This is a genomic window from Paenibacillus caseinilyticus, assembly GCF_027533645.1.
Lineage (GTDB): Bacteria > Bacillota > Bacilli > Paenibacillales > NBRC-103111 > Paenibacillus_G > Paenibacillus_G caseinilyticus.
Genome location: NZ_JAQAGY010000025.1, coordinates 19,292 through 41,029 on the forward strand (window position 1 = coordinate 19,292; position 21,738 = coordinate 41,029).

General features: G+C 59.5%; 16 protein-coding genes, 1 pseudogene, 1 riboswitch and 1 other annotated feature. Of the genes and pseudogenes, 16 read left to right on the forward strand and 1 reads right to left on the reverse strand.

Annotated elements, in window-relative coordinates; all coding sequences use genetic code 11:
• The first annotated feature begins 10 nt into the window (after positions 1-10).
• The 13 genes and pseudogenes from O9H32_RS26875 (at position 11) to O9H32_RS26935 (ending at position 14,663) form a co-directional block, all read left to right on the forward strand.
• On the forward strand, positions 11-1,015 hold the full coding sequence (locus tag O9H32_RS26875; RefSeq protein ID WP_269869267.1) for an ABC transporter ATP-binding protein: 1,005 nt from the start codon (positions 11-13) through the stop codon (positions 1,013-1,015).
• A complete protein-coding gene (locus O9H32_RS26880) occupies positions 1,008-1,802 on the forward strand; it encodes an ABC transporter permease (protein WP_269869200.1) in 795 nt (264 codons plus the stop codon). The genes O9H32_RS26875 and O9H32_RS26880 overlap by 8 nt, the downstream gene beginning before the upstream one ends.
• Before the next feature lie 6 nt (positions 1,803-1,808).
• A complete protein-coding gene (locus O9H32_RS26885; protein ID WP_269869201.1) occupies positions 1,809-2,597 on the forward strand; it encodes an ABC transporter permease in 789 nt (262 codons plus the stop codon).
• 290 nt (positions 2,598-2,887) lie between these two features.
• Positions 2,888-4,111 carry a serine hydrolase domain-containing protein gene (locus tag O9H32_RS26890; RefSeq protein WP_269869202.1) on the forward strand — a complete coding sequence of 408 codons (1,224 nt, stop codon included), beginning with the start codon at positions 2,888-2,890 and terminating at the stop codon, positions 4,109-4,111.
• Positions 4,112-4,123: 12 nt separating this feature from the next.
• Positions 4,124-4,249 (forward strand): annotated as a pseudogene (locus O9H32_RS26895) (ABC transporter permease); the annotation flags it as partial.
• 389 nt (positions 4,250-4,638) lie between these two features.
• Positions 4,639-5,292, forward strand: coding sequence for a response regulator transcription factor (locus O9H32_RS26900; protein WP_269869203.1), 654 nt, complete (start codon positions 4,639-4,641; stop codon positions 5,290-5,292).
• 123 nt (positions 5,293-5,415) lie between these two features.
• A complete protein-coding gene (gene bcp / locus O9H32_RS26905; RefSeq protein WP_269869204.1) occupies positions 5,416-5,889 on the forward strand; it encodes a thioredoxin-dependent thiol peroxidase in 474 nt (157 codons plus the stop codon).
• 162 nt (positions 5,890-6,051) lie between these two features.
• On the forward strand, positions 6,052-7,020 hold the full coding sequence (locus tag O9H32_RS26910; RefSeq protein ID WP_269869205.1) for a D-2-hydroxyacid dehydrogenase: 969 nt from the start codon (positions 6,052-6,054) through the stop codon (positions 7,018-7,020).
• 83 nt (positions 7,021-7,103) lie between these two features.
• Positions 7,104-8,180, forward strand: a complete 1,077-nt coding sequence (locus O9H32_RS26915; protein WP_269869206.1) for a lactonase family protein — start codon at positions 7,104-7,106, stop codon at positions 8,178-8,180.
• Between the two features lie 179 nt (positions 8,181-8,359).
• Positions 8,360-9,784, forward strand: a complete 1,425-nt coding sequence (locus tag O9H32_RS26920) for a polysaccharide deacetylase family protein (RefSeq protein WP_269869207.1) — start codon at positions 8,360-8,362, stop codon at positions 9,782-9,784.
• A 97-nt stretch (positions 9,785-9,881) separates the two neighbouring features.
• Positions 9,882-10,856, forward strand: coding sequence for an AAA family ATPase (locus O9H32_RS26925; protein WP_269869208.1), 975 nt, complete (start codon positions 9,882-9,884; stop codon positions 10,854-10,856).
• A gap of 14 nt (positions 10,857-10,870) precedes the next feature.
• On the forward strand, positions 10,871-12,325 hold the full coding sequence (locus O9H32_RS26930) for a DUF58 domain-containing protein (RefSeq protein WP_269869209.1): 1,455 nt from the start codon (positions 10,871-10,873) through the stop codon (positions 12,323-12,325).
• On the forward strand, positions 12,306-14,663 hold the full coding sequence (locus tag O9H32_RS26935) for a transglutaminase-like domain-containing protein (RefSeq protein WP_269869210.1): 2,358 nt from the start codon (positions 12,306-12,308) through the stop codon (positions 14,661-14,663). Before O9H32_RS26930 ends, O9H32_RS26935 begins: the two co-directional genes overlap by 20 nt.
• A gap of 72 nt (positions 14,664-14,735) precedes the next feature.
• Here O9H32_RS26935 and O9H32_RS26940 read toward each other — a convergent pair whose 3' ends face one another.
• A complete protein-coding gene (locus O9H32_RS26940) occupies positions 14,736-14,999 on the reverse strand; it encodes a hypothetical protein (RefSeq protein WP_269869211.1) in 264 nt (87 codons plus the stop codon).
• A 506-nt stretch (positions 15,000-15,505) separates the two neighbouring features.
• Here O9H32_RS26940 and guaA point away from each other — a divergent pair.
• From guaA to O9H32_RS26955, 3 genes are all read left to right on the forward strand, one after another.
• Positions 15,506-17,044: a glutamine-hydrolyzing GMP synthase gene (gene guaA / locus O9H32_RS26945; protein WP_269869212.1), complete on the forward strand. Its 1,539-nt coding sequence runs from the start codon at positions 15,506-15,508 to the stop codon at positions 17,042-17,044.
• Between the two features lie 175 nt (positions 17,045-17,219).
• Positions 17,220-17,320: riboswitch (purine riboswitch) on the forward strand.
• A 278-nt stretch (positions 17,321-17,598) separates the two neighbouring features.
• Positions 17,599-19,011: an NCS2 family permease gene (locus O9H32_RS26950; protein ID WP_269869213.1), complete on the forward strand. Its 1,413-nt coding sequence runs from the start codon at positions 17,599-17,601 to the stop codon at positions 19,009-19,011.
• A 218-nt stretch (positions 19,012-19,229) separates the two neighbouring features.
• Positions 19,230-19,486 (forward strand) — a binding site (T-box leader).
• A 459-nt stretch (positions 19,487-19,945) separates the two neighbouring features.
• Entirely contained in the window at positions 19,946-21,496 is a 1,551-nt protein-coding gene (locus tag O9H32_RS26955; protein WP_269869214.1) for a 2-isopropylmalate synthase, read from the forward strand.
• Positions 21,497-21,738 lie beyond the last annotated feature (242 nt).

Genomic DNA, 21,738 nt, shown 5'->3' on the forward strand with positions numbered 1-21,738 from the left:
CAAAGAGTTCATGGTGCAAAAAAACCGTGAGGGGCTGAAAGGGGCCGTCCGCGATCTATTTAGAAGAGAGTATAACCAAGTTAGGGCTGTAAAAGACATCTCCTTCCAGATTCCCGAGGGCGAGATCTGCGGGTATATCGGAGAGAACGGCGCAGGCAAATCGACAACGATCAAAATGCTCACCGGCATCCTCGTGCCGACCGCCGGGGAAATCCGTGTCAACGGGTACATCCCCTTTAAGGAAAGAGAGAAGTTCGTCCGAGGCATCGGCGTCGTGTTCGGGCAGCGCAGCCAGTTGTGGTGGGATCTCGGGGTGGTCGAGTCGTTCCAACTCCTGAAAAAAGTATACCGCGTGGAGGATGCCGCTTACCGCGAACGGCTCGCCGAGCTGACGGACCGCCTGCAGCTGGGGGAACTCTTGAACCGCCCGGTCCGCAAGCTCAGCCTCGGCCAGCGGATGCGCTGCGAGCTCGCGGCTTCGCTGATCCACAACCCGAAGATCCTCTTCTTGGACGAGCCGACGATCGGCCTCGACATTGTGGTGAAGACGGAGATCCGCGAATTCCTGAAGTCGATCAACCAAAGGTTCGGGACGACGATCCTGCTCACGACGCACGACCTGCAGGATATCGAGGCGCTGTGTTCCCGTGTCATCATGCTCGATGACGGGCGCATCATCTATGACGGAGGGCTGGAGGAGCTCAAAACGCGCTGGGGCAAAGGCAAAGAAGTGATTCTGCGCTTCGCGCAGCCCGCTTCGCTTGGGAGGCTGAAGGAACTGACGGCGGGCCTCGAAGTGCACTGGTCACTCGATAACGAGCTCACGGCGAAGGTCTGGATTCCGCAGGAGCAAGCCGGCGTATCGGAGGTGCTCGGCCGCGTGGTGAACGCGGTGGCGATCGAGGATATCAAGATTATCGAGACGACGACCGACGACATCGTGCGCGAGATCTACAAGTCGGGCTCGGCGGAGACGAAGCAGGCCCCCGAAACGGAAGTGACGCTTCATGGGTAACGCGTATATCGAGATCATCCGGATGCGGTTTCTCATGATGCTCGCCTACCGGGTGAACTATTACAGCGGGATCGTCATCTACTCGCTGAATATCGGAGCCTATTATTTTCTATGGAAAGCGATCTACGGGGGCAAAGAGGTGCTGGGCGGACTGACCTTGACCCAGATGACCACGTATGTCGCCGTATCCTGGATGGCGAGGGCCTTCTACTTCAATAACCTCGACAGGGAGATTGCCAATGAAATCAAGGACGGCAGCGTGGCGATCCAGTTCATCCGTCCTTACAATTATATTATTGTGAAGATGATGCAAGGGCTCGGCGAAGGCCTGTTCCGGCTGCTCTTGTTCTCCACGCCGGGCATGGTGATCGTGTCGCTGCTCTTCCCGGTGAAGCTGCCGACCGATCCCGGCGTATGGCTCGTGTTCCTCGGAATGCTGTTCTTCAGCTTCCTGATCAACACGCAGATCAATATCATTACGGGGCTGTTCGCCTTCTTCCTGGAGAATAACGAGGGCATGATGCGCATGAAGCGGGTGGCGGTGGACCTCTTCTCGGGCCTGGTCATCCCGATGTCCTTCTTCCCGGATTGGTCGGAGAAATTATTGAACCTGCTGCCCTTTCCCGCGATTACGTATCTGCCCAGCTCCGTGTTCACGGGTAAAGTGGCAGGTGTCGGTGCATGGAACGTCTTCGCCGTGCAGATCATCTGGTTCGTTCTGCTCATCATTCCGCTCTATTTACTCTGGCGTGGCGCCCGTTCGCGCTTGTTCGTGCAAGGAGGCTGACGCAAAGTGAGATTCTACGGTGGACTGATCTTCGACTATCTCAAGAATTATATGAAAACCAGGCTCACGTACCGCTCGGACTTCTGGATCGAAGTGCTGTCCGATCTGTTATTCAATGGGCTCAATCTGTTCTTCATTCTGGTAGTGTTCAGCCATACGTCCGCCATCGGAGGCTGGAATGAGCAGCAGATCCTATTCATCTACGGCTATTTCATGGTGCCGTACGGCTTGTTCATCACGTTCTTCAACCTGTGGGGGTTCAGCGAGAAGTATATCGTCAAGGGGGAAATGGACCGGATTCTAACGCGGCCGGCCCACAATCTCGTGCAGCTCATGCTCGAGAATATGGATCCATCCTCGCTGTTCTCGGCATTGGTCGGGTTCCTCATTATGAGCTCTTCATGGATGCAGCTTAAGCTCGGCATGATGTGGTACGATCCACTGGTGTTCATAGTGCTCGTACTTGGTTCCATGATGATCTACGGCGGAGTCTACATCTTCTTCACCGCGCTCTCGTTCTTCTCGGATTCCCCAACCGGTATTACCGCGCTGCTATGGAATCTCCAGAACTACGGCCGCTATCCGATGACGATCTATAACCGGGCGCTTTCCTTGATGCTGACCTGGGTGCTGCCGTTCGGGTTCGTCGGCTTCTATCCGGCGGCCTACTTCCTCGACCGGGAGAACTGGGGGGCATTCGCCCTGCTGACGCCGGTAGTCGGAGCCGTGTTCCTGACGATCGGATTGTCGGTGTGGAATTACGGTGTCAAACGCTACCGCGGCGCAGGATCGTAAGTGTGCGAATGGATCGAGGCTTGTCCGTGCAAGACGGTGTACTAAAAGAATAGGCGAGGGTTCCTGAAGAGGAGCACCTCGTCTTTTTGCTTCTGTGTTAGCGGGGAAGAGTGGGAGGGATTAAGCTAATTTTCAGGTTTCTTTAAGATTCCCGTCATCTTCAGTTCACAGAAGGGAGATACCATAAATCGGTGAAGAACTTACTTCGAAGCCCTCACCCGCTGCCATTCCGTATTGGAGAAAAGCGGGTATTCGTAATGGATTCGAAGCCGGAGAAAAGAGGGAGAAAGATGAAGAGAAGACGATGGGCGGCTGCAGGGATCTGTCTACTGCTGGCCGTACCGATTGTGGCTTGCGGTCAGCAAAAGCCTGACATGCAGCAGGTAGCTGCCAGCCAAGGAGCACAGGCACCGCAAGCTGCTGAAGTCAAACTGCCGGACTATTGGCCGACGGCAGGGTGGCGTACCTCAAGTCCCGAAGCGCAAGGGATGCATTCCGAAGGCATTGCCGCTGCGATCGAGGCGTATCAGCATCAGAACCTCCATAGTGTCGCTATCGTACGGAACGGTTATATGGTTACGGAAGCTTATAACAGTGTAACTCAGCCGGATGTACCGCAGGATCTGCGATCGGTGACCAAGAGCTTTACTTCCGCCTTGACAGGCATAGCGCTTCATGAGAATAAAGTGACGAGCCTGGAAGAGAAGCTATCGTCCTATCTTCCCCAAGCGGCTGACGGAAGCACCAAGGCGGAGATTCAGCTTGGGCATTTGCTCTACATGGCGTCAGGGCTCGATTGGGACAATAACGGAGAGAAGTCGACGAAAGAGATGTCGGAGTCTCCGGACTGGATTGCCTACATACTGAACACCCCTTCGCGTTCGAAACCCGGTACGGTATTTCACTACAGCAACGGAGATGCACATCTGATGTCCGCCGTCCTGCAGAAAGCGACAGGGCAGACGCTCTTCGATTATGCCAAGCCACACCTATTTGAGCCTATGGGCATCAACGGGGCACAGTGGAAACAGGACCCTCAGGGTCATTCGATCGGCGCTTGGTCGATTCAGATGACAACTCGAGATATGGCCAAGTTCGGCTACCTTTATCTGCACAAAGGGCTGTGGGACGGGGCGCAATTGCTTCCAACTTCCTGGGTGGAAGAATCATGGAAGGAGAGGGTGCCGCAGAAATATAGTGACGGAACGCAGGGGGCATACGGGTATTACTGGTGGATGAAACCATTGGCTCCCGAAGGGGAGGGGGAGCTGGCGCGATACAAGGCATATTATGCGGCAGGTTCGGAAGGCCAGCGTATTTTCGTGGTTCCCGGCATGGATCTGATTGTAGCTGTCACAGCCTACAATACGCTTAACGAGGACATGCCCCTGGGACTTTTGACGGAAATCGTGAAAGCTGTAGATACCAAGAGTTCCCTTCCGGCCAATGAGGCGGCAACGACCAGGCTTCAAGAAACGGTGCAGGTATTCAAGTCTGTAAAAGACGAGGAATAATCACGTCTGGACTTCCTCGACCGGGAGAACTGGGGGGCATTCGCCCTGCTGACGCCGGTAGTCGGAGCCGTGTTCCTGACGATCGGATTGTCGGTGTGGAATTACGGTGTCAAACGCTACCGCGGCGCAGGATCTTAAGCTTTTCTAGAGGCGTGCGTACAAACAACGATATGGAGAACAAGGCGTAGAGCTTCCTTCGGGAAGCTCTTTGTCTTGGCTCCGGAGGAAACAAAATATGGGAAATTAATCGTAGATTAAGGTTCCTTTAATGTTCTCGTCATGCCTGGTTCACAGACGGGATTTATGCTGAACATGAAGATCAATCGGCCTCGGTCATCCCCTCCGTCATTTGGGACCTTCCCTCCCGTATGGGCGGTATTTGTGCTGTAGAGGGCAGAAAGGAGGGGGACAAAGGAGAAGCGGAAACGAAGGGCCAGGCTCGGTTAATACGCTGCTGTGGATGACCGTGACAGTCCGCGGCCGGCAGGAGCCCGCCGCACAGTATGGCTGATAAAGGGGGGAACCTTATGATAAGAATCGTTATTGCAGAGGGCCAAAGGATGCTGCTCGATGCCTTGGCGGCGCTGCTTTCCCGCGATTCCGATTTTGAGATCGTCGGCAAAGCATCCACGGGAGAAGAGGCGCTGAAGCTAATACAACGCTCCCAGCCCGATATATGTATAACGGACATTCATTTACCTGGGATGAAAGATCTTGGGCTTGCAGAGCGGTTAAAGGGCAGCAGCTGCAAAGTTGTCATTTTGACGGAATTCATTCAGGTGGGGTATTTTGAACGTGCCATTCGCGCGGGGGTAAGCGCATATGTATCCAAGGCCTATGGTAGCGAGGAGTTAATTCAGGCCATTCACAGTGTGATGAGCGGGCGGCGCGTCTATACCAAAGAACTGATCGTGGGAAAAGAGTCAGAGGCGAATCCTTTAACGGAGCGGGAGAAAGAAGTTCTCATTCTGGTAGCGACCGGCAAATCCACCTTGGAAATAGCGGGGGAGCTTCATCTCTCCAAAGGCACGGTGCGTAATTACATATCGGGAATTCTGGAAAAGCTTCGGGTGAAGAACAGGATCGAAGCCATCCTTCGCTGCAAGGAGAAGGGGTGGTTAGAATCCTATCTCCATTCTTTACCGGGTGTTTTGCATTCGAAAAATGAATTTTATTTTTAGGGACCGAAGCTTGGGCGGCGGAGGTCCCACGGAGTTGAACACGGCAGTCCGCTCCGGTATGCTGTAAGGTGATACCCGCCGACTGCTCCAGGGCAGGCGGAGTAAGAGAAGGAGACGAATGACATGACAGCGATAACGATTGGACAGGCAGCGCCGGACTTCGCTCTTCCCGCTACCGGCGGCTCTACCGTGTCCTTATCGGACTTTTTGGGACGGAATGTGCTCCTATACTTCTACCCCAAGGATATGACCCCTACCTGTACGACCCAGGCGCGCGATCTTCGAGACCATGCGGCCGATTTCGGCGGAGCGGACGTCGTGATCCTCGGCATTTCGCCCGACCCGGTCAAGCAGCACGAGAAATTTATTGCGAAGTACGGGCTGCCTTTCCTGCTGCTCTCGGACGAGGACCATGCCGCCGCGGAAGCGTACGGAGTCTGGCAGCTCAAGAAGCTGTACGGCAGAGAATATATGGGGATCGAGCGGTCGACCTTCTTAATCGACAAACAGGGCACGCTTGTCAAAGAATGGCGCAAGGTGAAGATCAAAGGGCATGTAGAGCAAGCGCTGGAGTATGCGAAGGAGCATCTGTCTTAGAGTCGATGCACCCGGAAGACCGTCTAGGCGAAGGCGGTCTTTTTTGATTTTTTTGGGAAAAGGGGTGGGAGGAACGAGGGACAAGAGGTACACTGGAAAGGGGCCCGGCAAGCAGCGTTAGGAAGCCTGCAGGAGCGCAAACAAGGAGGACGAGGAGAGGACATGACACGAATTGTAGTGCTGGACGGACACACCTTAAATCCGGGGGATTTGAGTTGGGCCTCTTTGGAGAAACTCGGGGAAGTGAAAGTATACGAGAGGACACCGCCGGAGCTGATCGTAGAGCGGGCGTTGGAAGCGGACATCGTACTAACGAACAAGACCCCGCTGACGGCGCAGACGATCGCCCGGCTGCCGAAGCTTCGGTATATCGGCGTCCTCGCAACCGGTTACAACATCGTGGACGGGGAAGGCGCGGCACAGAGGGGGATTCCGGTTACGAATGTGCCGGATTACAGCACGGATTCCGTAGCGCAGCTCGTATTCGCCCTGCTGCTGGAGCTGACCCTGCAGGTGAAGCTGCACAGCGATGCCGTTCATGAGGGGGAATGGACCCGGGGAGAGGACTTCAGCTTCACGAAGGCGCCGCTGCTCGAGCTCTCCGGCCGGACGTTCGGCATCCTCGGATTCGGACGGATCGGGCAGCAGGTCGCCAAAGCAGCGGCGGCATTCGGGATGAAGGTGATCGTCAGCGGCAGGCAGCCGAAGACGGTTCCGGGCTTCGAGGGAATCCCCTGGGTGCCGGTGGAGGAGTTGTTCGCCACCTCCGATGTGCTCTCCCTGCACTGCCCGCTGACGCCGCAGACCGAAGGGATCGTGAATGGGGAGCGGCTGAACCGGATGAAGCGGACGGCCCTGCTGCTCAACACGTCCCGTGGCGGCCTTATCGTGGAACGGGATTTGGCCGACGCCCTGAACGAAGGGCGGATCGCAGGAGCGGGGCTCGATGTGCTCTCAACGGAGCCGCCCGAGGCTGAGCATCCGCTGCTGTCCGCACGCAACTGCCTCATTACGCCGCATATCGCCTGGGCGACCGTCGAAGCGAGGATCCGTCTGCTCAGTCTGGCCGCGGACAACGTGGGGGCTTTCCTTGCGGGAACCCCAAGAAACGTCGTAAACGGCAAGGTCTGAAGAGGTGTGGGACAGGCTAAGCGTTTGCGAAGCTTAGGGTAAGACAATCAAGCTGTCTAGTATAGATAAGGAGAGTGCGTAGTATGAGTCTTGGCCCGGAAAACAGCATTCGGATGTATATCGGTACCTACAGCGAGGAAGGGGCGGAGTCCCTGTTCCTGGTTACTTTGGACGGGGAGACCGGAGAATTGAAGAGGCAGACGGGGTATGCCGAAGTGCAGAATCCATCGTTTGCGATCATAAATGAAGAGGGAGACCGGTTGTACTGCGTGAGCGAGATGGATATCGAAGGACGCGCCGGCGGCGGAGTGGCGGCCTACCGGATCGACCCGCTTACGGGAGAGGGTACCTTCATCGGCAGGCAGGACACCCAAGGAGCGTCGCCCTGCCATCTGGCGTTGACCCCGGACGGAAAGTGGCTGGTGACGGCCAATTATTCCAGCGGCAACGTATCGGTCCACGGCATCGGACCGGCAGGCGAATTGCTGGAGATGAAGGAAGGGCATCAGCACGAGGGAAGCAGCGTCAGCGAACGGCAGACCGGGCCGCATCCCCACTGCGTGGCAGTACGCGACGGGTTCGTCTATGTGCCGGATCTCGGCATGGACCGGATCGTCACGTACCGTCTGGCGGCAGAAGCGGGCGAGGGCGTCTTGATTCCGCATGGCGAAACCGCCGTTCACGCGGGAGCCGGTCCGCGGCATCTCGCCTTCCATCCGGCACTGCCTTATGCCTATGTAGTCCATGAGCTGGATTCGACCGTGACGGTGTTCGCCGCTTCCACAGCGGACGGGAAGCTGGAGGAGATCGAGACGGTGTCCGCTCTGCCGCAGGAGTATGAGGGCGAGAGCTACGTGGCGGACGTGCATGTGCATCCTTCCGGACGGTATCTCTACGTATCGAACCGCGGGCACGACAGCATCGCCGTCTTCGAGATCGACCAAGAGTCGGGACGGCTCCGCGCAGTTCAGCATCAATCTACACTCGGCAAGTTCCCGCGCAACTTTGCGGTAACCGCCGACGGCCGGTTCCTGCTCGCGGCGAACCAGAACTCGGACTCTATCGTGGTATTCCGGATCGAGGACGCGGGCGGGGCACTTCGCCCGGCGGGGCACGAGCTGGCTCTGCCGAAGCCGGTCTGCATCCGGTTCGTGCAATGAATGAGGTGCTCCTAAGATCAGCATCTGCCGCTCCTGTCGAGCAGGCTGCGCTTATTGTGACTTAAGGAATGAGGGATACGAGCTCTCGGAAGTAATCCTGTCGTTGTCTGCATAAAAGCCCATGGCCCTCCATATAATCTAGTATTCCTGAATACTAGATTATATGGAGGGATCTTTATATGGCGGGCAGAAGGCAGGCGGCATTCATTGCAGTAACGAGGCAAGCTGCTATAACGACGGTAAGTATCATCCTGCTTCTGCTGCTGCTCTTCCCGGGGACGATACAGGCCAGGTCCTCGGCGGAGGGGGACGCCGTGTATGCCGCGCTGAAGTCCGGTCAAAGGATCGATGGCGGCCGAACGTTCGCCGCACCTTCGAAGCCTACGGTTTACCTGACGTTCGACGATGGTCCCAGCCGGCTGACGCCGAAGGTCCTCGATGTGCTGAAAGAGGAGTCCGTAGCGGCGACCTTCTTCGTCTTGGGAGAACAGGTTGAGGCTCGGCCCGAGGTGGCCAAGCGGATCGCGGACGAAGGCCATGCACTCGGCAACCACAGCTATAATCATGTGTACCGCCAGCTCTATGGGAACTTCCAAGCCTTCTGGGATCAGGTGCAGCAAACGGAGCGGATCGTAAAAGAAGCAGCCGGCGTCCGTCCCCGGCTCGTTCGGGCTCCGGGAGGCACGCACGGGAATTTTGATGCCTTCTATTTCTACTATCTGGAGCAGGCCGGCTACCAGGTGTATGACTGGACCATCGACAGCTCGGATGCCCGCAAGAAGGGCATCAAGGCTGATGAGATATATGAGATCGTGAGCCGGGGGCCGTTCCCTCAGGAAGCCGTCGTGCTGATGCATGACAGCGCGGGCCACGAAGAAACGCTGAAAGCGCTGCCGAGGATCATACGGCTGTTCAAGGAAAAAGGGTATGCGTTCGCCCCGCTGACGCCGCAGGTCAAGCCGGTCCAGTTCTCGCTGGGCACGCCAGGATGGGGACGCAGCGTCACCGCCGAGAGCCATGCGGCACAGCTGGAGGAAGCGCAGGGACACCTCTACGTATGGCAGAACGAACCCGGCGGGACGGCGCCCCAGATCATGCCTGCGCCTCAGGCCATTCTGGCTTCCAGTGCGATGACGCTGGAGCCGGCGGGTCCGGACCGGCTGGAGATCGTGCTCGGTTCTAACCGCCTGACACTGGCCAAGGAGGCGTTCCATGCCCGTGAAGGCACCTATACGGTACCGCTGCGGAATCTCGTCGAAACGATGGGGGGCGAGGTGCTGTGGGATGGAGGGCGGCACATTGCGACCGCCCGCTACGGCGGGTATGCCGCCCAGTACGATTTTGCCCGGCTGGAGCTGAGGCTGTACCGCCCCGGCGAGGAGACCCGGACGTATCCGCTGCCTGACATGGCGCTGCGGGACGGAACCGTCACCGTCCCTTTGGAGCGGACGCTGAAGATGCTCGGCAGCCGGGTGACCGCCTCCGATACGGGAGTCTTGGCCGGGGGAGGGGGGACTGCCGAGGTCAGTGCGGTGCTCTACGGCAATTGGTGGCACCTGACGGTGGAACCCGTGGCTCTATTGAATCCGCGTCGCGCCGTCTAAACTCTCTCAAAAGGGTCATACTGGAAAGCATAGACTGCGAGATTCAGGAGGAGTCCGTCTCCCCTCTTCCGCAGAAAAGCTAGGAGGTTTCCAGACCATGACTCACGCTCCCTTTGCCCCGGATTCGCCGCAAGCCCTGCTGGAGAAGATCGTATACCAGGTCGAGAAAGTCATCGTCGGCAAACGAGACGCGGTGGAGAAGCTGATGACCGCGCTGCTCTGCGGCGGCCATGTTCTTCTCGAAGATGTGCCCGGGGTAGGCAAAACGATGCTGGTCCGCGCACTGGCCCGCGCCATGGACGGCAGCTTCAAGCGGATCCAGTGCACACCGGATCTGCTGCCCTCGGACCTGACGGGCGTATCCGTCTACAATCAGCGTACGTCGGATTTCGAATTCCGGCCGGGCCCGCTGTTCGCGAACATTGTGCTGGCCGATGAGCTCAACCGGACATCGCCCCGCACGCAGGCCGCACTGCTCGAAGCGATGGAAGAGAGGCGGATCACCGTCGACGGCACAACTTATCCGCTGCCGGAACCGTTCTTTATTCTAGCTACGCAGAATCCGCTGGATTTCGAAGGAACATATCCTCTCCCCGAAGCGCAGCTCGACCGGTTCCTGCTGAAGCTGAAGCTCGGGTACCCGGAGCCCCGCGAGGAGATGGAGATGCTGGGCCGGATGGAGGAGGCTCATCCGCTCGCAGCTGTCCGGACGGTTGTGCTGCAGGAAGAGTTCGCCAGGCTGCAAAAAGAAGTACGCACGGTCCATGTCGACGAAACGATCCGGCAGTACATTGTCGGACTCACGGCCGCTACCCGGCATCATCCGGACGTGGCCCTGGGGGCGAGTCCCCGAGCTTCGATCGCCTTGATGCGGGCCTCGCAGGCCCACGCGTTCCAGCACGGGCGGGGGTATGTCATCCCCGATGACGTCAAGGAGCTCGCCGTACCCGTTCTGGCGCACCGGCTGATGATGGCGCCGGGAGCCAGTGTGGCGGGGCGTACGGCCGAAGGCGTGGTCGCAGCGGTTGCGGGCTCATCCGCGGTGCCGGTCCGCCGGCCTGCGGCCGGTTAGCGGGGGAGAAGCCGATGCGTAATGCTCTTCTCATCCTCGGATGGCTGGCGGCTGCCGGCTGGTCTGCCGTATGGGCTTTCTTGTGGGGAGGCCGGACGGCCTGGTTCACGCTGTATGCGCTGGGGTTTCTTGTGGTGTATGGGGGTGTGCTGCTGTGGTCGGTGCGGCAGGGCGTAAGGATAGAGCCGGTGCGCAGAGGCGGAGGCGATCCCGAGGCCGGAGTCCTGGATCGGACTGCAGAGCATGGGGAAGCCGCGGAGCTGTGGTACAAGGTGATTCCGGCTGCCGGCTGGGCGCCGGGAAGTTGGGTGCTTCTGGAAGAAATCTGGGTGCACCAGGGGACTCGGGAACGGCTCTCGCTCCGGATGGCAGGCCCCCTGCTTCGTACCGGAGCGGAGCTTCATGGCGTTCTGCCCCCGCTGCAAAGGGGCTGTTACGAGCTGGAGGCCCAGGAAGTACGGATCAGCGACGTCTTCGGGCTGCTGCAGGTGCGCATGCCAAGCAGACTGGCCGCTGCGCAGCTGAATCCGGTGGAGGGTCATACGGGCAAGGGAAGAGCAAGTGACTCTCTTGCAAGCTTACCGCGAGGGAAGTCCGGGACCGCCGGAAGGGGCGGGGCTGGTCAGGCCGGGAAGCTGGACGGCAGGAGAGAGCCTGCCGCTGCCCCAGGTCTTGAAGCTTCCCGCGGACAGCTGTGGGTTCTGCCCCGGTGCCTGGACGGCGCATCCGGGCACGCCGGAGGCCTGGGGACGGCCCGGCCGGTGCAGAGGCCCGCATGGGCTGCCGCCGAGGTGCCGCAGCTCAGCGGCACCCGGCCTTATGCGCCGGGGGATCCGCTCCGCCGGATCCATTGGCGCAGCAGCGCGCGCACGGGCGACCTGCGCGCGAAGGAGCTGGAGCCGCCCGGACCGGCCCGGCAGCTCGTGCTCTTGGACGCGGCCGGAGCCGGGGGGAGCCAAGGGGCCGCCCTGTGGGCGGATCCTTGGCTCACGGCGGCGGCGGAGGCCGCGGCCGCGCTCGTGCGGCGCAGCCTCGCCGAAGGACGGCGCGTGCGCCTCGCGGCGAGCGACGCGCACGGCAGCGCCGCAGAGGCGCAGGGCAGCGCCCGCCTGGCGGAGCTGCTGCGGCTGCTGGCGGCGGTGCCGCGCGGAGGCGCAGCAGCCGACGTCAGCAGCGGAGGCTTCGCCGCGTTCGTGCTGCGCGAGGCCCGTTCGGCCGCAGGCGGTGCGCTCACGCTTGTCACGGCGCGCGCCGATGCAGGGCTGCCGGAAGCGCTGCGCCGGCTGCCGAGGGGCTCTGCCCGCGTCGTGTTCGTGCACGGCCCGGAGGGCGTGCCGGAGGCCGTGCACGCATGGAAGCGGCAGCTCGAAGCGCTCGGCTGCCCTGTAACGCTGCAGCCGGCAGGAACGGTGGCTGCAGCTCGGCTGGCTGCGGAAGGAGGTGCCCGCGATGCCGTATGGGGTACCTAAATCTTCTATCCGACCGGCTTCCATCCAGCCGGCTGCCGCTGTCGTACCGGCTCCTTCGCTGCTCGGTTGGGGTTCGGATGCCGGCCTGACGCTGCTCCTGTTCCTGCTCATCGTGGAGTGGCTCTATCCGCTGCGCCTCTTGGTCTATGTGACGGAAGTGTATGCGATCGGTCCCTTCGTACTGACGTTCGGCCTGCTGCTACTGGCCGATACGTTCCGGCTGCCCGGCTGGGCGGTGTGGCCCGTGAAGGCGGGCTGGATCATCCTGGTGACGGCCTGGCTGCACGCCGGCGGCGTACTGCCTTCCGCAGAGTGGTGGAACCAATGGGGGCAAGAGCTGCTCGGTGACGCGCAGGAAGGACTGCGGGGGGAACTGGCCGGCTGGGCGCCTGCTACGCGGACCCTGCTGTTCCTGTCAGGCTGGGCTTTCTTCCTCTCCGTAGTCGAGTCGTTCGTCCTCGAACGCAAGGGAATGCTCTGGTTCGGCGGCCTGACGTTGTTCTATCTCGGAGCGATCGAATGGATCTTCGGAGTCGATATGGGATACGCCGCACTACGGAGTGCCTTATGGATTCTGCTACTGCAGTGCTGTCAGCAGGGAGGGCGCTGGAATCGCTGGCGCAGTGGAGTGCGGGAGGGCAGCCCGCCTCACGGGCCGCAGGGAAGAGACCGGAGCCGGGCTCCGCTGACGGCCGGGATGCTGCTGGCCGCAGGCTGCCTGCTCAGCGGCTGGCTGGGCACGATGCTGCATCCGGGCGCGGTGCGCCCGCCGGATTGGTCGGCGGCGATCCGGGCGCTGGAGCAGGGATTCCACGGAGTCTCTTGGAGCGGCGCAGACCGGGGGACGGGAGCGGCACAGACCGGCTACGGTACGGACGATACGAAGCTTGGTCACCCGCTGACCCCGGACAACACCCCGGCGTTCCTCGCCGTAACGCCCCGGCTGACGTATTGGCGCGGGGAAGCGAAGAGTGTCTATACGGGGCAGGGCTGGACCGAGCCGGGCAGTGAACTGACACAGGATCTCTCCTCCGTCGAAGGGGGAACGGGTACTCTGCGGCAGCAGGTGACGATTCAGGCGCGGAGCTTGAACCGCCAGTTCTTCGCGGGGGGCACTGTGACCGGCGTTACAGAGCTCAGAGCGGAGAGCGGCCATCCTATCCCTTCTTCTTGGGTATGGAAGGAGAAGGGGGCGGACCGCTTCACTCTACCGGTGCTGAGCGATCCTATGCTCGCCTATACGGTCGAATCGCGCCTTCCCTCCGAGGGAGAGGCTGCGCTTCAATCCCTTCCGGCTTCGTATCCGGAGGACATTCTCAGGCGCTACCTGCAGCTTCCGGCTGAACTGCCGGACCGGGTCCGCCGGCTGGCCTCCGACCTTACCTCCGGAGCAGGGTCGCCCTACGCCAAGGTCAAGGCCGTGGAGGAATTCCTTCAAGGTCCGTATGTCTACAGCCTGAAAGACACCAGGGTCGCAGCGGGCGGGGAAGATCTGGTTGACCGCTTTCTATTCGAGCACAAGGCCGGGTACTGCGACCACTTCTCCTCTTCTATGACGGTTCTTCTCCGGGCAGCCGGCGTTCCTGCCCGGTGGGTCAAAGGCTTCACTCCCGGCGAGGTCATTGCGGCCTCCGCGGATGCCGGAGGCAAGCCTAGCTATACGGTTCAGGTGCGCCAGCGGGACGCCCATTCCTGGGTGGAGGTGTACTTCCCGCAGCTCGGCTGGGTTCCTTTCGACCCGACCCCACCGCTCGGCTGGGCTTCGGATGAACCGAAGGGAACGGAGGCTGCCGCTCCGGCCGCGGCAGCCTCCGCCTCCCGCGAGGCGTCCCTCTGGGCACGGTCCGCAGCTTGGCTGGCTTCCGGTTGGAGCACTGCGGCGCAGGGCGCCCCAGCCGCACTGGCCGCGCTCGTGCAGGCCGCTGCGCCCGCGCTCTCGCGTCTGCAGGCCTCGGAGGCCCTGCCGGCCGCCGGCGCTGCGGCGTTGGCAGCCCTGGCGGCTTACGCCGCTTGGCGGCTGCGCCGCAGCTGGCCGCCCGCTCCGCCGGGCTTCGGCCTGCTGCCCGGCCTGCGCCGGGCGGTGCGCCTCGCCTTCGCGGAGCGGCTGTGGCGCCGCTTGCAGCGGGCCTACGGCCGGGCTGCGCCGACGCAGACGCTGCGCGAGTACGCCGCCTCCCGGCGCTGTGCCGGCGCAGCCCAGCAGGCCGCGCTGCTGCAGCTGGCGCAGCTGCTCGAGGCGCTGCGCTACGCCGACCCGCGGGCGCCGGAAGCGCGCGTGACGCGCCGTACCCTGGCGGATGCTTGGCGGCACGTAAGGCGGAGCCGCCGCCCGCTGTAGCGCCCTCTCTGTTACGAGCATAGGCCCGGATCCGCCGATGGTGCGGAGCCGGGCCTATCATCCTTTCGGGCACTACGATTTCTCGTCTTGCCTAGGCCTCTCCGCCGGCTGTTCCGCCACGCGCTCCTGCAGCAACGGTTTTTCTTCCGCCTGGCTCTGCTCCCATTCTTCCAATACCCTGGCATTATGCGCCCTCAGGTCGGAGCGAAGACTGTCACGGGGACCGGTCTCCATACGCCGCAGGCGGCGGGAGATCGATTCCAGCCGGAAGATCACATACAGCGGAAACACCGTCCAAAGCAGCAGCATGAACCATCCGAAAGGTGAAATGAACAAGCTTATCTCCTCCTTTTGACAGCATGATGTATGAAAAGTACTCTTGCTATCTATATACTTTACCATTGGATGGGGGATTTTGGCATTTTTGTATAGTTCCAAAGCAGGTCCACAGACAATATAGCCTTATGCAGCGTTCAGACAGGCGGTGCCATCAGACGAAGGGACGTTTCAAGTCACGCTACCGTGACTTGAAACGTTCGAACGGAGATCATGGGGCTGACGCCTTACCGTAAGCTTATGCCGTCCCGCGGCCCTGTCCCTTATCAGTGAATCTACCGGAATGGTGGGGAATACATTCCTGAAATTCCCACGGTTTATTCGCGCCGCTTCGTCCTTATTGCCGTAACCGCTAACAACCCGCCGTCTGCGCGCAGCGGGCTTTTTGGTTAGCGCTCTTTGCCGCCTATGCCCCCTTTCTCCAAATCTCGACAGGCATTGCCCTTTGCCCGGGAGACGCTTATAATAAGGGCTATTAAAAAAAGAGGCGGAGGAACAAACAGAACATGGACAAGCCGAATGAAATTATCGTGGTGCTCGACTTCGGGGGACAGTACAACCAGTTGATCGCGCGCCGCATCCGTGACCTTGGCGTCTACAGCGAGCTGCTCCCATACAATACGCCGGCGGACAAAATTCGGGAACTGCAGCCTAAAGGAATCGTCTTCTCGGGGGGACCTGCCAGCGTGTACGGAGAAGCTTCTCCGCTGGTAGACCCGGCCGTATACGATCTTGGCGTACCGATCTTCGGGATCTGCTACGGAATGCAGATGATGGCTCATCAGCTGAACGGCAAAGTCGAAGGCGCCTTGAAGCGCGAGTACGGTAAGGCTGAGGTGGACTTCGCTGCGGGCTGCGGACTTGTGCACGGCTTGGAGAGCCGGCAGACGGTATGGATGAGCCACAGCGATCTCGTCGTACAGGCACCGGAAGGCTTCGTCGTCGACGCCGGCACGGAACATGCCCCAATCGCCGCGATGAGCCACCCGGACCGCAAGCTGTATGCCGTCCAGTTCCATCCGGAAGTACAGCACTCCGTCTACGGCAATGACATGATCCGCAACTTCCTTTACAAGATCTGTGAGTGCGAAGGCACGTGGAGCATGGAGACGTTTATCGAAGATACGATCCGCGAGATCCGCGAACAGGTAGGCGAGCAGAAGGTGCTCTGCGCGCTGAGCGGCGGCGTAGACTCTTCGGTGGTGGCAATGCTGATCCACAAAGCGATCGGCGACCAGCTCACTTGTATGTTCATCGACCACGGCCTGCTGCGCAAGGACGAGGCGGAGAGCGTTATGGAGACGTTCGTCGGCAAGTTCGATATGAAGGTCGTCAAGATCGATGCCCGCGAGCGGTTCCTCGGCAAGCTGGCCGGAGTGGACGATCCGGAGCAGAAGCGCAAAATCATCGGTACCGAATTCATCCGTGTGTTCGAAGAGGAATCGGCGCAGTTTGACGATTTTGCCTTCCTGGCGCAAGGCACGCTGTACACGGATATCGTGGAGAGCGGCACGGCTACAGCCCAGACGATCAAGTCGCACCACAACGTCGGCGGTTTGCCGGAAGACATGAAGTTCAAGCTCGTCGAGCCGCTGAAGGCTCTCTTTAAGGATGAAGTGCGCAAAGTAGGCGAAGAATGCGGTCTGCCGGAAGCCATCGTATGGCGTCAGCCGTTCCCGGGCCCGGGTCTCGCCATCCGCGTGCTTGGCGAAGTGACCGAAGAGAAGCTGACGATCGTTCGCGAGTCCGATGCGATTCTCCGCGACGAGATCGCCAAGGCGGGCTTGAACCGCGAAATTTGGCAGTACTTCACGGCACTGCCGAACATGAAGAGCGTTGGCGTCATGGGCGACGCCCGTACGTACTCCTACACCGTCGGCATCCGCGCCGTAACGTCCATCGACGGCATGACCGCGGACTGGGCGCGCATTCCTTGGGATGTGCTCGAGAAAATCTCCGTGCGCATCGTCAACGAAGTCGATAACGTCAACCGGATCGTGTACGACATTACTTCGAAGCCGCCGGCGACGATCGAGTGGGAATAGAAAGATAGAGAGAACCTGCTTTTCCTTTGCGGAGAAGCAGGTTTTTGAGTTCAACGGGCAGGAAATAAGATCCATTACCGAACGAATCCATAAAAAAATATGACAATGTTCGGAATATCCATTGACAAGCTTCGACACGCCTTCTAGAATAAGAAGAGTAAAGAACAACAACCAACCACATACAGGAATAACGTTTCGTATAATTCCGGGAATTGGCCCGGAAGTTTCTACGAGATCACCGTAAATGATCTGGCTACGAACAAGGATAAACCGGTTCATGGTAACCCCATGGAGCCTTCTTTATGCTTGGACGAGCCCGGACCATACCCATGGTGCCGGGATATTTGCGTTGTCGGAGGAGAACTTCGTTTCTCCTCGACTCCTTTATGCGTCCAGCTCTCCGTCTCTCGGAGGCTGGCGCCCGTCGAAGATAAACCCGGGTGCCTGGGGCTTTGGGAGCATGTCCGCTTCCTGCCCACGGGCTGAAGCGCCTGCCTGCCGGCAGCCTGTATCCGAGCTCGTTGTTCCCAAAACCACTTGGAGGGATTTTAGGAATGGATCGTTTCTTTAAGCTGAAGGAGAACGGCACCACGGTACGCACCGAGATCATGGCCGGACTGACGACCTTCATGACGATGGCTTACATCCTCGCCGTCAACCCGAACATTCTTAGTGCATTCGGTTCAGGAGCGACAGGAATGGATTGGACGTCGGTATTCCTTGCGACAGCCATTGCTGCAGGTGTCATGACGATTGCCATGGGCCTGTTCGTTAATTTCCCTGTCGCTTTGGCTCCGGGCATGGGTCTTAATGCTTACTTCGCTACGGTGATCTTGGCTTCCCAAGGAACATTTACGTACCAGATGGGCCTTGCTGCCGTCTTTATCTCCGGTTTGATCTTCATTGTGCTTACGGTGACCAAGGTCCGCCAGATCCTGCTCGTTGCCGTACCCGATTCGCTCAAGCACGCGATTACGGTCGGGATCGGATTGTTCATCGCCATTGTCGGTCTGAAGAACAGCGGTCTGATGACGATCGCCGTAGAATCGACGAAGGATATCGCCAAGGGCAAGTACACTGACCTGCTTTCCTTCGAGTCAGTGATCCATATCGGTAATATGCATGATGTGAATGTGATTCTCTGTATCGTCGGACTGGTGCTGATCTCGGCTCTGATGGTGCTGAAAGTGCGGGGCGCGATTCTCTTCGGGATTCTGCTGACGACCTTGGTCGGTGCGTTCCTGCATAACCCGGACGGCTCCGCAGTTGTCAACTTCGCGAATCTCGGACGACCTGAGACGACGTGGGTGCCGGATATGAGCAAGCTGACCTTTGGGCATTTTGACTTCGCCGGGGTCATGAACGCCGGTATCATCTCCGTCATCGCGACATTCACGTTCGTCGAGCTGTTCGATACGTTCGGTACGCTTGTCGGTACCGCGAACCGTGCCGGCATGATGAAAGACAAAGCCGAAGGCAACAAACGTATCGGTAAAGCGATGATGGTCGATGCGGTTGGCGTGAGCACGGGGGCGCTGGTCGGTACAAGTACCGTAACGGCATTCGTCGAGAGCGCGGCAGGCGTAGCCGAAGGCGGGCGAACGGGGCTTACGGCCGTGACGACAGGCGTATGTTTCCTGCTGGCGCTCTTCCTCGCGCCGGTGGCTGCCCTCATTCCGGGCTCGGCAACGGCCGCTGCCCTAATCGTGGTCGGTGTCCTGATGATGCAGGCTGTTCGCGAGATTGACTTCCAGGACCTGGTGTACGGGATTCCCGCCTTCTTCATCGTGGCACTGATGCCGTTCACGTATAACATTGCCAACGGGATTTCCTTCGGTATCGTATCCTACGTGCTGCTCGCAACGGTAGCGAACGCAGGAGCGAAGGGCCAGTACAAAGTACACTGGATGATGTGGCTGCTGGCCGTACTGGTTGTAGCGCGCTACGCCTTCCTCGGCGGGGAATAAAAGCGAAAGTCATAAGGGTGAGGCGTTCGCGGGTATAAGGCTCTAACATACAAACAGAGATAAATATATATTACAGGGGACCAGGCCCCGGAAGCCGGACGTTGATCGTCCTTGGCGGCCGGGGCTATCGTATGTCCGGGAAGCCGAATATAATGTTCTGAAAATTGCATTGACTTTAAGGTTCGGCGCATACTATAATGACAAACAAATCCATAACAACAAACGCGACGAACGGGATTAGTAGCGGGAAGAACCTGTACAGAGAGCTGCGGGAAGGTGCAACGCAGTCAGGGACACCAAGCGAACCTCACCCGGGAGCGGCAGAGCCGAGCCGGCGGTGCATAAGTGCACCCAAGGACAGTAGGTTTTGACGGATGCCTCCGTGAACGGGCTTCAAGCGGGCAGATTCCTTTACGTGAGTAGGGCATCTGTCAACAAGAGTGGTACCGCGATAGGTCAGCCTGTCGTCTCTTATTCCAAGAGACGGCGGGCTTTTTGGTTTTCTTCTGAAAGATGAGTCAGCAGTACGAATAGCATGAACGCGATGAACGGGAGCAGTAGGGCGAACCGGTGTACAGAGAGCTGCGGGGTGGTGCGACGCAGTCAGCGGCCGTTTGAACACTCGCCCGGAAGCGGCGGAATCGAGAAGGGTTAGACAGGGGGGGATGCCCGCTGCTGCCAAGGTAGATTCCGACGGATGCCCACCGTTAACGGGGCCTCGAGGTGGAGTTCGATGATGCCCGGCAAGCCAGTATGGCTCCGGCGCAAGAACTCAAAAAGAGTGGTACCGCGGCAGGGCATCGAGCCCGTCGTCTCTTAGGTTTAAGAGGCGACGGGCTTTTTGATATATCATCATGTGCATTCTCGCCGGGCTCTCGGCTGGCATCAGGACAAGGGAAGAGCCCATACACTATATTTTGGGAGGCAAATAAACATGAGAAAAATCACGATTTTCGACACGACTTTGAGAGACGGGGAGCAGGCGCCGGGAGCGACACTCACGCCGCAGCAGAAGATCGTCATTGCCAGACAGCTGGCGAGCCAAGGGGTAGATGTCATCGAACCGGGCTTTCCGATTTCGAGCCCAGGGGACTTTGCCGCCGTGGAGCAGATCTCGAGGGAAGTGACCGGTGTGGAGATCTGCGGCTTCGCCCGGGCGGTGAAAGAGGATATCGACGCGGCTGTCCAAGCGACCCGGGATGCGGAACGCCGCCGCCTGCACATGTTCCTCTCCTCCTCCAACATCCATCTGGACTTCCAGCTGCGCAAGTCCCGCGAACAGGTCATCGCGATGGCCCGGGAGATGGTAGCTTACGGCAGGCAGTTCGTGGACCGCTTCGAATTCTCCCCGATGGATGCGACAAGGACTGGAGACGAATTCCTGTTCGAAATGATCGAGGCAGTGATTGCCGAGGGAGCGACGATCATTAACATCCCGGATACAGTGGGCTATGCGCTGCCGGATGAATACGGGGCGATGTTCACCCGTGTAATGAAGAACGTGCGCGGCAGCGACCGGGTGGAGTTCAGTGCCCACTGCCACAACGATCTGGGGCTGGCTGTAGCGAACTCGCTGGCTGCGATTAAAGCGGGTGTAAGCCAGGTGGAAGTGACGGTGAACGGCGTCGGGGAACGTGCGGGCAACTGCTCGATGGAGGAGCTCGTGATGGCACTGGAAACCAGAGGCCAGGCAATGGGTGCCACGACAGGCATCCGCACGGAAGAAATCTTCACCACCTCCCAAATGGTCTCCCGAGCGATGAGCTTCCCGATCGCCTTCAACAAACCGGTCGTCGGGCGCAACGCCTTCCAGCATGAGGCGGGAATCCATCAGGACGGTCTGCTCAAGAACCGGAATACGTATGAAATTATGGATCCTGAGCGTCTGGGTGTACCACGCAGCATGATCATTCTCGGCAAGCATTCCGGCCGCCACGCGATCCGGCACCGGGTGAGCGAGCTGGGAGTGGAGTTGACCGACGAACAGATGGAGGGCTTCTATGCTTCCTTCAAAGCGCTCGCCGATGCCCAGAAAGTCGTGCATGACCACCAGCTCCTGCAGCTGATTGGGGACACAGTGAACCGGGTAATGGAACCTTACACCCTGGTATCCACCCAGCTCGTCACCGGCACGGCGGGTCACCGTGTGGCCTCCTGCACGATCCGCAGCGAAGCTACCGGGGAAGAGAAGACCTATACGGGCACGGGGGAAGGGCCTGTCGAAGCGGTCGTAGCAGGCATCAAGCAGGCGCTGCCGTTCGCCGTCGAATTCGCCGATCTCGAGCTGTACTCCTTATCCTCCGGCGAAGAAGCGAGCGGGGAAGCCATCGTCACCGTTCGCAGGGATGGAGCCTCTTACCGGGGCATTGCCTCCCACCGGGATATTCTGATGGCCGCAGCCCACGCCTTCATGGCCGCATGCAATCAAGCGGCGGGCGAAGGAGCGGAGGGGGCTGTGGTCAGGGAAGAGGAGAAGATCTCCTAACCGGCTGGCCGGCTAAGCGTCCGAAACCGATCCTTAACGTACTAAACCACTGGAAAAAGGGGCTGTGGATACCAGTTATCCACAGCCCCTGTGTATAGTGTGGGTAAGTTTAAAAAACGCTGCTATCGTGCGGTTTTTGCAAGCTGACTTTTTTGCGGCACGCGTGGATAAGTTTTCATGGTTAATCTGTGCATAATGTGGATAACCCTGTGGATGCAGAGGAGAATGCCCGATAACATCAA